General features: G+C 44.9%; 12 protein-coding genes and 1 tRNA gene. 6 read left to right on the top strand and 7 right to left on the bottom strand.

Annotation, left to right across the window (positions count from 1 at the left end; all coding sequences use genetic code 11):
* Window positions 1-17 precede the first annotated feature (17 nt).
* The 7 genes from ushA to hemA all read right to left on the bottom strand — a co-directional run bounded on the left by ushA (window position 18) and on the right by hemA (window position 7,298).
* A complete protein-coding gene (gene ushA / locus R7Q41_RS15675; RefSeq protein WP_318132288.1) occupies window positions 18-1,700 on the bottom strand; it encodes a bifunctional UDP-sugar hydrolase/5'-nucleotidase UshA in 1,683 nt (560 codons plus the stop codon).
* A gap of 220 nt (window positions 1,701-1,920) precedes the next feature.
* Entirely contained in the window at window positions 1,921-2,772 is an 852-nt protein-coding gene (gene kdsA / locus R7Q41_RS15680; RefSeq protein WP_005384095.1) for a 3-deoxy-8-phosphooctulonate synthase, read from the bottom strand.
* Between the two features lie 53 nt (window positions 2,773-2,825).
* A complete protein-coding gene (locus R7Q41_RS15685) occupies window positions 2,826-3,635 on the bottom strand; it encodes a SirB1 family protein (protein ID WP_238970210.1) in 810 nt (269 codons plus the stop codon).
* A gap of 6 nt (window positions 3,636-3,641) precedes the next feature.
* Complete coding sequence (locus R7Q41_RS15690; protein ID WP_318132289.1) at window positions 3,642-4,025, bottom strand: SirB2 family protein; 384 nt, start codon at window positions 4,023-4,025, stop codon at window positions 3,642-3,644.
* A 40-nt stretch (window positions 4,026-4,065) separates the two neighbouring features.
* On the bottom strand, window positions 4,066-4,920 hold the full coding sequence (gene prmC / locus R7Q41_RS15695; protein ID WP_318144573.1) for a peptide chain release factor N(5)-glutamine methyltransferase: 855 nt from the start codon (window positions 4,918-4,920) through the stop codon (window positions 4,066-4,068).
* A gap of 3 nt (window positions 4,921-4,923) precedes the next feature.
* On the bottom strand, window positions 4,924-6,012 hold the full coding sequence (gene prfA / locus R7Q41_RS15700; RefSeq protein WP_005382222.1) for a peptide chain release factor 1: 1,089 nt from the start codon (window positions 6,010-6,012) through the stop codon (window positions 4,924-4,926).
* A 29-nt stretch (window positions 6,013-6,041) separates the two neighbouring features.
* Complete coding sequence (hemA, locus tag R7Q41_RS15705; protein ID WP_005384104.1) at window positions 6,042-7,298, bottom strand: glutamyl-tRNA reductase; 1,257 nt, start codon at window positions 7,296-7,298, stop codon at window positions 6,042-6,044.
* A gap of 134 nt (window positions 7,299-7,432) precedes the next feature.
* Here hemA and lolB point away from each other — a divergent pair, with 134 nt between their 5' ends.
* From lolB to R7Q41_RS15735, 6 genes are all read left to right on the top strand, one after another.
* On the top strand, window positions 7,433-8,071 hold the full coding sequence (lolB, locus tag R7Q41_RS15710) for a lipoprotein insertase outer membrane protein LolB (RefSeq protein ID WP_017634843.1): 639 nt from the start codon (window positions 7,433-7,435) through the stop codon (window positions 8,069-8,071).
* Window positions 8,053-8,940 (top strand): 4-(cytidine 5'-diphospho)-2-C-methyl-D-erythritol kinase, encoded by an 888-nt coding sequence (gene ispE, locus R7Q41_RS15715; protein WP_374041272.1) that lies wholly within the window; start codon window positions 8,053-8,055, stop codon window positions 8,938-8,940. Before lolB ends, ispE begins: the two co-directional genes overlap by 19 nt.
* A 27-nt stretch (window positions 8,941-8,967) precedes the next feature.
* Entirely contained in the window at window positions 8,968-9,912 is a 945-nt protein-coding gene (locus tag R7Q41_RS15720) for a ribose-phosphate pyrophosphokinase (RefSeq protein WP_005393176.1), read from the top strand.
* A gap of 151 nt (window positions 9,913-10,063) precedes the next feature.
* Window positions 10,064-10,654: an aminoacyl-tRNA hydrolase gene (gene pth, locus R7Q41_RS15725; protein WP_005384112.1), complete on the top strand. Its 591-nt coding sequence runs from the start codon at window positions 10,064-10,066 to the stop codon at window positions 10,652-10,654.
* Between the two features lie 10 nt (window positions 10,655-10,664).
* Entirely contained in the window at window positions 10,665-11,756 is a 1,092-nt protein-coding gene (ychF, locus tag R7Q41_RS15730; protein WP_005393178.1) for a redox-regulated ATPase YchF, read from the top strand.
* A 284-nt stretch (window positions 11,757-12,040) separates the two neighbouring features.
* Window positions 12,041-12,117, top strand: a tRNA-Met gene (locus tag R7Q41_RS15735).
* Window positions 12,118-12,243 lie beyond the last annotated feature (126 nt).

A 12,243-nucleotide genomic window follows, 5' to 3' on the forward strand; every position in this document is an offset into this window, starting at 1 on the left:
GCTTTTTATCTGTTGGGTTACTGATCAATCGCCGTATCAACTAAATACGTGATTTCACCTGAAGGGGCATACTCATTAACATCAATAGGGCTATGTGTTTCTAAATAATCCTTCAAAACCTCAGCATCGGTAAAACCTGTATTTACATACCCTGGATGATCGTCGATTTTAGGGTAACCATCTCCACCAGCAGCATTATAGCTTGGTACGGTAAAGCGGTAATTACCATCTAAGCGAAGTTGCTTATTACCAATGAACACATTGGTTACCTCACCATTATTGATACTCATCGCAATGCCGGCAAACTGCGCGTAAGCTCCAGAGTCGACAGGTTTAGTTGCAACGACATTTAGGTAATCCAATACTTCTTTGCCCGTCATATCAACGTAAGAGACCATATTGCCAAATGGCTGAACAGTCAGCACGTCTTTATAAGTAATATCACCCGCAGCAATCGAATCTCGAACACCACCAGAATTCATTACGGCGAAATCTGCTTTCGCACGTTCCATGTGAGCCGTTGCAATTAATCGGCCTAAGTTTGTTTGCTGGTAACGAACCACATTGCGGTCACCCTCAAGCTTACCGTTAGATTCTGCAATCTTCACGTTTAGTTTGCCCTGACCTTTTTCTTGATAAGGACGAAGAAACTCAAGCATCATTTCGTCTTGTTTAATCTCTTCTTGGATCAAGACTCGTTGCGACTGACCATCAACTTTAACTTTCTTTTTCAAGTTTACAGGGATTAGATCGTAGCTCACCATCGAGAGTTCGCCATTACGAAACTCGTAATCGGCGCGTCCCACATATTTCCCCCACTCATGTGCCTGAACAATAAAGGTACCATTTTGTTTATCGGGCTGACATTCATCACCTGGTTTAAAGCTCTTTTTGATAACGTTTGGACCTTCCATGCACACAGGTTCTTGTGAGTGTCCTCCAACGATCATGTCGAGATCGCCGTCATTCAAATAACGAGCTAACGCCACATCGCCAGGAGCATTGATGCCTCTATTACCATTTTCATAGTGTCCCATATGCGTGACAGCAAAAATCAGATCTGGATACTCTGTTTCTTTCAGTTCTGCAATCAGCTTCTTGGCTTCTTCTTTTGGGTCACGGAAGTCAATTTGTTCAATGAATTCAGGGTTGCCAAGTTTCGCTGTGTCTTCGGTTGTAAGACCAATGACCGCAATTTTAATGCCCTGCTTGTTAAACATCGCGTATGGTTGGAATAAACGCTTGCCAGTATTTTTATCGTAAATATTGGCAGACAACATCGGAAAGTTTGCCCACTCTTGCTGCTTGAATAGCACGTCCAATGGATTATCAAACTCATGATTACCTAGAGCCATCGCATCGTAACCAATTTTGCTCATGCCTTTAAAATCCGGCTCGGCATCTTGTAAATCAGACTCAGGTACTCCTGTGTTGATGTCACCACCAGAAAGCAATAACACGCTCCCCCCCTCAGCCTGTATTTCTTCGCGCAAATCATCGATTAACGTTTTACGCGCCGCCATGCCATATTCACCGTATCGATTTTGCCAAAAGCGACCATGATGATCGTTAGTGTGCAACACGGTCAATTTATAGGTTGTATCGGCATTCCATTCTGGTGCAGGTTGCGTAGCACACCCAGCTAACGAGGCCAAGATAGCGGCACTCAAAACAGTTTTGATCATCAGACGCTGATTCATTTATTTACCTTTTTCTTATTGGGATTACTGACGCACATTTTAAGCATTCGATCTATTTGAAAACCACGTGCACCCTAACACATTGATTTAATAATTATGATGCATTGTTTAGCAATAACAAATTCATCAGTAACAAGTTTGAGAATTTACAGTTTTTCAGATAAAAAAATAGCCAACACTCGGTTGGCTATAGTATTTGTTACCACCAGTCATCTGGCGTTTACTTGATATCTATATCTGCAAAGCTCTTGATTAGATCATCAAGCGATTTCATTTGTGCTAAGAATGGCTCTAACTTGTCTAGAGGCAGTGCAGATGGGCCATCACAACGCGCTTGGTCTGGGTTTGGGTGCGCTTCGATAAATAGACCTGCGATGCCTGTCGCTAGACCCGCTTTTGCAAGCTCAACTGTCTGCTCACGACGGCCGCCAGATGCTGCGCCTGATGGGTCACGCATTTGTAGTGAGTGCGTTACGTCAAAGATGATTGGGCTACCTTTTGAAGCATTTTTCATCACACCAAAACCAAGCATATCAACCACTAAGTTGTCGTAGCCGTGGCAAGAACCGCGCTCACATAGGATGATCTTGTCGTTACCGCATTCTGCGAACTTCTCAACGATGTTACCCACTTGACCTGGGCTCATAAATTGAGGTTTCTTCACGTTGATAACCGCACCTGTTTTGGCCATAGCTTCAACAAGGTCAGTTTGACGAGCTAGGAATGCAGGAAGCTGAATAACGTCTACCACGTCAGCAACAGGTTGAGCTTGTGCTTCAGTGTGAACGTCCGTGATGATCTTTACACCAAAAGTGTCTTTCAGCTCCTGAAAGATTTTCATACCTTCTTCCAGACCTGGACCACGGTATGAATGAACAGAACTGCGGTTTGCTTTGTCAAACGACGCCTTAAATACGTAAGGAATACCAAGTTTTTCCGTTACTTTTACGTAGTGCTCACAGATCTGCATCGCAAGATCACGAGACTCAAGAACGTTCATACCTGCAAATAGGGTGAATGGCTTGTCGTTAGCAACCTGAATGTCGCCGATATTAACGATTTTCTGTTCCATTTTGATTCTCTTTTTCTGTCCACGATACGCCACAGTTCGGCACATCGATAAAATTAGTGAAGTGTGACGTGCGTTTCACTCATCACATTAACTTGTGATTTTAGTAGCTCAGAAGCCGGATCGTCAGGGCATTGGTCAATAAAGTACTGAAAATCTGATACCGCTACTTGAGGGCACTCTAGCTGTTGGAAAATAAAACCACGGTCACGAATTTCGTATGGATCATCTGGCACAAACGTTAGAGCAAGATTCGTACAACGTAATGCCAGCGTATAATGCTCTTCGCGCAACATCGCACTTTTAATCAATGCCAACCAGCGACCAATAATTGTTGGGTTGTCAGCTTCCTCAAAATGTTCAGGCTTTAGCTGAGCTAGCGGTCCTTCCTGGCCAATAAGCCAAGCTTGAAGAATCCTTTCACCTACATACTCACCATTAAATGGGTTGACGTAGTCTGGCTTCTTATGCATCCAGTCGACTTTTAACAGGAACTGAGTAGGGAAAGTAACTCCCTTCAATGGGAACCCCAGCTTTTTGCCTAGGTATAACAAAATCGAACCTAAGCTCACAGGAATACCTTTTCTGCGCTCCAACACTTTATCGATGAAGCTGTTGTCCGAAATAAAGTATTCCTGCTCGTCGCCTTTGAACCCCCACTCGTGGAAAAACAGTCGTAGGAATGCATCAAATCGTTGCTCTTCATCGGTTTCATGAACAAGCGTGGCTTCTGCATCTTTGTAAAGACGCTCTAACTCTTGTTTCGCCCAATGTACTTTGGTTTCTGGGTTAATCGCTTTGTTTAGCTCAAGCGCACCTTCCACCAACGGTATATTGTCAAAATCTTCGTCAAAAAACTCTAACATGACGTCTTATCCAAATAACGTAGGGCTCTTAGACACAGCAATGTTTGCAGCCATGACCAACCAACCTAATGCGCCGAAAAAGCCAAATATCTTCAGTAGGTTGTTTTTCGCAAGTTTCAATGAGAAGAATCCAAGCGCAATGTACGCCAGTACGCAGGTGATTTTGTTTGTTAACCACGGTGCGGCATCGGTAAACGGGATGAAACCAGTAATGAAAATAAGCGCGATACCTGACACTAGCAATGCAGTATCAACGATGTGGGGAAACCCTTTCAAAAAGCGATTATTTCGCTTCGGTGAGTTCATCATCATTAACACGAATCGGATCGATAGTAGCGTCGCGCTGAGAGCGATCGTCACTAAGTGTATGTGTTTTAGAGCTACGTACATTTTTCTTCTCTTTTTAGTTAGTGTTTGCTGACTTCCATGATTAACTGGCGAGACAACCAAGCGTTACTCGATCGTTACCGCCATAATCTTTTTCCGTAGCGACCTGTTGGTAACCAAAGCCACGCATTATCTCACGCACCGCCTCACCTTGATCATAACCATGTTCAAATGCCAGCCAACCGCCCACTTCAAGGTACTGACGAGCAAGATCCGAGATATGACGAATATCAGCTAAGCCATTCTCTTTAGCAACTAATGCAGATTTTGGCTCAAAGCGCACATCACCTTGGGATAAATGTGGATCTTTTTCATCAATATATGGCGGGTTGGAGACAATTAAAGCAAACTTCGTACCTTCTGTAATAGGCTCAAACCAACTGCCTTGAGCAAAGGTCACATTTTTGATGTTTAGCTGCTTAGCATTGTACTCTGCAAGTGCTTTCGCTTCTTGTTTGAGATCTACGCCCATCACTTGACGTTTTGGCATTTCAGATGCGAGTGCGATAGCAATTGCCCCCGTCCCCGTTCCAAGATCTAAAATAGGTCCTGTTTGCTCATAGGTCTTATCGAGTGCAACCTCGACCAAACGTTCTGTATCCGGTCTTGGGATCAAGGTAGAGGGAGAAACTTTGAACGGTAAAGACCAAAACTCTCGCTCACCAATAATATAAGCGACGGGTTCACCAGTTAAACGTCGTTCAAGTAGAGCGTCGAATTTCGCTTGTTGCTCTGCTTCTAATGCTTTTTCTGGCCAGGTCAGCAGGTAAGTTCGTGGTTTGCCAAGGACATGGCAAAGGAGTACAGCTGCATCGAGAGAAGGCGACTCTTTGCCGCCTTCTGCCAGTTTCGCCGTCGCACTTTTCAGTGCTTGCTCAATCGATTGAACTTGGCTCATCGATTAGCCGTTCTCTGCGAGCGCCGCAAGTTGGTCTGCTTGGTGCTCTTGAATCACAGGATCAATCAAGCTCTGCAGGTCACCTTCCATCACTTCGTTCAAACGATAGATGGTCAGGTTGATACGGTGATCAGACACACGACCTTGTGGGTAGTTGTATGTACGAATACGGTCACTACGGTCACCAGAACCTAGAAGGTTACGACGTGTATCAGACACTTCTGCGGCACGACGCTCTTCTTCCGCTTGAACGATACGAGCAGCAAGAACCGCCATTGCTTTCGCTTTGTTCTTGTGCTGTGAACGCTCATCCTGACACTCTACTACCGTACCCGTTGGTAAGTGGGTAATACGGATTGCAGAATCCGTGGTGTTAACGTGCTGACCACCCGCGCCAGATGCACGGAACGTATCGATTTTCAGGTCTGCTGCTTTGATTTCTGGCAGATCCGCTTCAGGGATTTCCGCCATTACTGCTACTGTACAAGCAGAAGTATGCACACGACCTTGAGACTCTGTTGCTGGAACACGCTGTACACGGTGACCGCCTGACTCAAATTTCAACACGCCGTACGCACCGTCGCCGCTTACTTTCGCGATCATCTCTTTGTAACCACCGTGCTCTGCCTCGTTTGAAGACATGACTTCGATGCGCCAGCCACGCTTTTCTGCGTACTTGCTGTACATACGGAATAGATCACCCGCGAAGATACCCGCTTCGTCGCCACCCGCACCTGCACGAATTTCTAGGAAACAGTTACGATCATCGTTCGGATCTTTTGGCAGAAGAAGAATCTGTAACTCATCAGTAAGACGCTCAATCGTCGCTTTCGCTTCTTTGATTTCTTCTTGCGCCATTTCACGCATTTCTTCGTCGTCTTCGTTTGCCATCTCTTCAGCGGCGACAAGATCTTCTTGTGCTTGTTGATAAGCTTGGAAGCACTTGGTTACTTCTTCTAGCTGAGAGTACTCTCTTGATAGAGCACGGAATTTGTCCTGATTTCCAATTACATCAGGATCACCAAGAAGATGTTGAACTTCTTCGTAACGTTCTACTAGCGTTTCTAGCTTAGTCAGAATAGAGGCTTTCATAGTGTCGTTTTCTTAATAAAAAGCGTGAGTTATAGATCATCCAAGCCAAGTGTTTGGCGGATAATCGTTAATTTTGCTGGTTCGCCTTGCTCTGCTGCACTTTGCAATGCGCGAGTTGGAGCGTGAATCAGTTTGTTGGTGAGTTTATTACTTAGCTCGCGCAGCACTTTCTCCGGATCTGCGCCTGCCGCTAAAGATTGCAAACTTTTGCTCAGTAACTCTTCACGAATTTCGTTGGCTGATTTGCGATAGTCGCGAATACTATCGACGGCTTGCAGTGAACGCAACCATGTCATAAACGCAGCGCTTTCTTCACTAACAATCGCTTCAGCTTGAATCGCTTCGACTTTACGCTGCTCAATGTTGCTGTCGATGATAGATTGCAAGTCATCAACAGAATACAGATATGCGTCGTTCAGTTCACCGACTTCCGACTCTACATCTCGCGGCACCGCAATATCGACTAACAAGATAGGTTGATGTCGGCGCTGCTTTAGAGCCGTTTCGACCATACCTTTGCCAATAATAGGCAATGGGCTCGCCGTTGAGCTAATCACAATATCCGCTTTCGCCAAATGTTCAGGAATTTCGTTCAAACTGATCACTTCTGCGCCAAATTGGTCCGCTAAGCCTTGCGCGCGCTCTTTAGTGCGGTTCGCGACAATCATTTTTGTGCAACCGTTGGACGCTAAATGCTTCGCGACCAATTCAATCGTCTCACCCGCACCAACTAAAAGCACGGTTGAATCTGATAACGACTCAAAAATATGTTTTGCCAGTGTACATGCCGCATAAGCCACGGACACGGCATTACCACCAATATCTGTCTCTGTTCTCACCCGTTTGGCGACTGAGAACGTCTTTTGAAACAGTTTATCAATCGAGGCATCGACAGCTTGATGATCTCGCGAGTCAGAAAATGCTTGCTTTACCTGCCCCAAAATTTGAGGCTCACCCAACACCAGAGAGTCAAGACCGCACGATACGCGCATCAAATGCTTTATTGCAGCTTGTTCTTCATGAACATACAAACTCGGCATTAAATCTTCGCGGCTCACTTGATGAAATTGAGCAAGCCAATCGATCAACTTGTTTCGCGCTCCTTGCTTAACATCGCAGTACAACTCAGTTCGGTTACAGGTTGAAACAATCACACTGCCGTTAACTGCTTCGTGCTCTCTAAGTTGCTCGAGTGCAGGGCCGAGTTTATCCGGACCAAACGCCACCTTCTCTCGCAAGTCGACAGACGCTGTATTGTGATTAATTCCAATAGCAAGCAAGGACATCTAACGTGGTATCTCTGGGATAGGTTATAAAATAGGTCCAGAATTTTACTGTAAGCACGCATTTATTGAAAGGGTAAGCCGGATTTGTTTTCCTAAGTGCGACTTTTCAATGCTATAGTTGTGAGCGATTCCCGATGAAACTGATTAATAAGCCATCAAACATGACGTTACGCTCCTTTATTCTTTTTTTCTTGTCGAGCTTACTGCTCGCTGGTTGTTCGTCCGTTCCTGAAAGTGTTACCAGCGTTGAATGGCAAGCTCATGAGCAGCGACTCGAAACCATCCAAGATTTTCAAGCAACGGGGAAACTTGGTTATATTGGCCCAGACCAAAGACAAAATTTAAACTTCTACTGGAAACATTCTTCAGCACTAAGCCAGTTGCGTTTAACAACGATTCTCGGACAAACGGCATTAAAGCTCACCATCACCCCACAAGGCGCCACAGTAGAAACTTACGACGATCAGGTCCTTTCTTCTCGCAGTGCTAACCAGCTGATTTACCGTCTTACAGGGTTGATGATGCCCGTCGATCACATGCCTGACTGGCTATTAGGTCTACCGACCGATGCCGACAAATTCCAACTGTCTCCAACCAATACACTGCAAGCGTTAAACAAACAAATTGGTTTAAATGATTGGAGCATTGCATATCAACGATATGGCGACGTTCAATGGCATGAACAGTCTCTCCCTCTGCCAAATAAGCTGAAACTCACCACAGCTGATGTCAAAATAAATCTAGTGATCACAAAATGGAACATCACCCAATGATTGAACTTTCAACACGCTGGCCATCACCAGCGAAATTGAATCTCTTTCTATATATCAACGGCCGTACAGAGAATGGCTACCACGAGTTACAAACCTTATTCCAATTCGTCGATCACGGCGATGAGCTCACTATTCAAGCGAACTATTCTGGTGATATTACAATTTCTCCAGAGATAGAAGGTCTGCCTCTTCAAGACAATTTAATTTGGAAAGCAGCAACCGCGCTTCAAGCTTACTCAAACTGCCCTTTTGGCGCGCATATTGAGCTACAGAAAGTGCTGCCTATGGGTGGAGGCATTGGTGGGGGCTCATCGAATGCAGCTACAGCATTAGTGGCACTGAATTACTTATGGCAACTGAATCTAACTGACGACGAACTGGCTGAAATTGGTTTAAAACTGGGCGCAGACGTGCCCGTATTTGTGCGCGGATTTGCAGCTTTTGCTGAAGGTGTTGGTGAAAGACTCTCTCCTGCTTATCCCGAAGAAAAGTGGTATTTAGTCGTCAGACCGAATGTATCTATCGCAACCGTCGACGTTTTTTGTCATCCAGATCTGACGCGAAACACCCCAAAACGAGATCTAGAAACACTTTTAAATACGCCAAGCGTAAACGATTGCGAAAAAATTGTACGAATGCTCTACCCAGAGGTTGATAAGCAACTTTCTTGGCTGCTACAATACGCGCCGTCAAGATTGACGGGGACAGGATCTTGCGTTTTTGCTGAATTTTCGAGCAAATCTGAAGCAGAAACTATCCTTGCACAACTCTCTGATAAAGTCTCGGCATTTGTCGCTCAAGGGCGCAATATTTCGCCATTAAAAGAGACTTTGGCTGAATACCAATCAGCCTCACACCGACCTATTTAAACTGGACGCAAACCCGAGGTTTCCACCGTGCCTGATATGAAGCTATTTGCTGGTAACGCAACACCTGAACTAGCCCAACGTATTGCTGATCGTCTTTACATCTCTCTTGGTGATGCATCTGTTTCTCGCTTTTCTGATGGCGAAGTTGCAGTTCAAATCAATGAGAATGTTCGTGGTAGCGATGTTTTCATCATTCAATCCACTTGTGCACCGACTAACGACAACCTAATGGAATTGGTTGTTATGATTGATGCAATGCGCCGTGCTTCAGCAGGCCGTATCACTGCAGTTATCCCTTACTTCGGCTACGCTCGCCAAGACCGTCGTGTGCGTTCTGCGCGTGTGCCAATTACTGCAAAAGTTGTTGCTGATTTCCTATCTAACGTTGGTGTTGACCGCGTTCTAACTATCGACCTACACGCAGAGCAAATTCAAGGCTTCTTCGATGTACCTGTAGACAACATCTTCGGCACGCCAGTGCTACTTGAAGATATGCAGGCTCGCGGTCTAGATAACCCTGTAGTGGTATCTCCTGACCTAGGTGGCGTTGTTCGTGCTCGTGCAACAGCAAAAGCACTAGGCGACATCGACATCGCAATCGTAGATAAGCGTCGTCCACGTGCAAACGTTTCTGAAGTAATGAACCTAATCGGTGATGTTGAAGGTCGTGACTGTGTGATCGTTGATGACATGATCGACACAGGTGGCACACTATGTAAAGCAGCTGAAGCACTAAAAGAGCGCGGTGCTAAGCGTGTATTCGCTTACGCTACTCACGCAGTATTCTCAGGCAACGCTGCGGATAACATCAAGAACTCAGTTCTTGACCAAGTTATCGTAACTGACTCTATCTCTCTGTCTAAAGAGATGGCTGCAACAGGTAAAGTGACAACACTAAGCCTATCTCGCATGCTGGCTGAAGCGATTCGTCGTATCAGCAACGAAGAGTCAATCTCTGCAATGTTCAACTAATACGAACATTTCAGTTACACTGATTTCAAAAGCACCCCTCTTTGGGGTGTTTTTTTATTTGTACTGATAACTAGAAAATCCCTTGGTCGCCCACCGCGAGTTTTCTGTGCTATCATACTGCGCTTTTTGAGATTCCAGAGAGATCCTAACCTTGAGTCAACAAATCAAACTTCTTGTTGGTCTTGCTAATCCAGGACCAGAATACGCCAGAACTCGTCACAATGCGGGCGCTTGGGTTGTAGAAGAATTAGCACGCGTTCACAACGTTACACTGAAGAACGAACCAAAGTTTTTTGGTCTAACAGGACGCATTATGGTCAATGGCCAGGATCTCCGTTTGCTTATCCCAACCACCTTCATGAATCTATCAGGTAAATCGATCGCAGCGCTTGCGAAATTTTATCAAATTAAACCTGAAGAGATCATGGTTGCTCATGACGAGCTAGACTTACCGCCAGGTGTCGCTAAGTTTAAAAAAGGTGGGGGTCACGGTGGACACAACGGTCTGCGTGACACCATTAGCAAACTGGGCAATAACAAAGATTTTTATCGTCTTCGTATTGGCATTGGTCATCCGGGACACAAAGATAAAGTGGCGGGTTTTGTATTAGGTAAAGCGCCAGCTAAAGAGCAAGAGCTTTTAGATGCAGCAGCTGATGAGGCTGTTCGTTGTCTAGATATCCTGATTAAGGATGGCCTATCTAAAGCACAAAATCGCCTCCACACGTTCAAAGCTGAATAAGGTTACTATCATGGGTTTTAAATGTGGCATCGTTGGTCTACCTAACGTAGGTAAATCAACTCTGTTCAACGCACTAACTAAAGCGGGTATCGAAGCAGCAAACTTCCCGTTCTGTACCATTGAACCAAACACTGGTGTGGTTCCTGTGCCAGATCTACGTCTAGACGCACTAGCTAAGATCGTTAACCCACAGAGAGTTCTTCCAACGACGATGGAGTTCGTGGACATCGCTGGTCTTGTTGCTGGTGCATCACGTGGTGAAGGTTTAGGTAACAAATTCCTAGCTAACATCCGTGAAACAGACGCGATTGGCCACGTTGTACGCTGTTTTGAAAACGAAAACATTGTTCACGTTTCAGGTAAAGTTTCACCTATCGAAGATATCGAAGTGATCAACCTTGAACTTGCAATGGCTGACCTTGATTCTTGTGAGCGAGCGATTCAACGTAACGCGAAGAAGGCAAAAGGCGGCGATAAAGACGCAAAATTTGAACTAACCGTACTAGAAAAACTGTTACCAGTACTAACTGAAGGCGGCATGGCACGCACAGTTGAGCTATCTAAAGAAGAGTTAGCAGCAATCGGCTACCTAAACTTCCTAACACTGAAGCCAACTATGTACATTGCAAACGTAAACGAAGATGGCTTCGAAAATAACCCATATCTAGATGCGGTTCGTGAGTTCGCAGAAAAAGAAAACAATGTCGTTGTACCTGTATGTGCAGCTATCGAATCTGAACTATCTGAACTAGAAGATGAAGATCGCGAAGAATTCCTAGCAGATATGGGGATCGAAGAGCCGGGCCTGAACCGTGTAATTCGCTCTGGTTACGAACTACTGACTCTACACACCTACTTCACAGCAGGTGTTAAAGAAGTACGTGCTTGGACAATCCCTGTTGGTGCAACTGCGCCTCAGGCGGCAGGTAAGATCCACACTGACTTCGAGAAAGGCTTTATTCGTGCAGAAGTAGTTGGTTACGACGATTTCATCCAATTCAATGGTGAAAATGGCGCAAAAGACGCAGGTAAATGGCGTCTAGAAGGTAAAGACTACATCGTAAAAGATGGCGATGTTGTACACTTCCGCTTCAATGTTTAATTAAATGAATGAATTCTAAACACTTCATTTACACTAAAAGCCAGCTGTTAAGCTGGCTTTTTTAATACCTTAAGTAAATGAACAAAAATAAATTACGCAACTGCAAGCTAATTTATTTCCAGTTTTAGATCATAAACACGCCTCTTTGTTTAAAAAGGAAGCGAACGAGGTTTTTTCCGAAATTTATTAAAAAAAACTGTTGACGGATCTCACTCAACTTCGCATAATGCGCGCCGTTCCCAACGACAAGGCAACAAAGCGTTGAGAACAAAAAATATGGTTTTGGCTACGTAGCTCAGCTGGTTAGAGCACATCACTCATAATGATGGGGTCACAGGTTCGAATCCCGTCGTAGCCACCATGAACAACGTTATTTAGGTTTTTACCAATTACCTTGATAACTACAGAATAAGTTGCGGAAGTGGCGGAATTGGTAGACGCACCAGATTTAGGTTCTGGCGCCGCAAGGTGTGAGAGTTCAAGTCTC

Origin of the sequence: Vibrio sp. 2096 (genome assembly GCF_033339595.1) — a bacterium.
Classification (GTDB): Bacteria; Pseudomonadota; Gammaproteobacteria; order Enterobacterales; family Vibrionaceae; genus Vibrio; species Vibrio alginolyticus.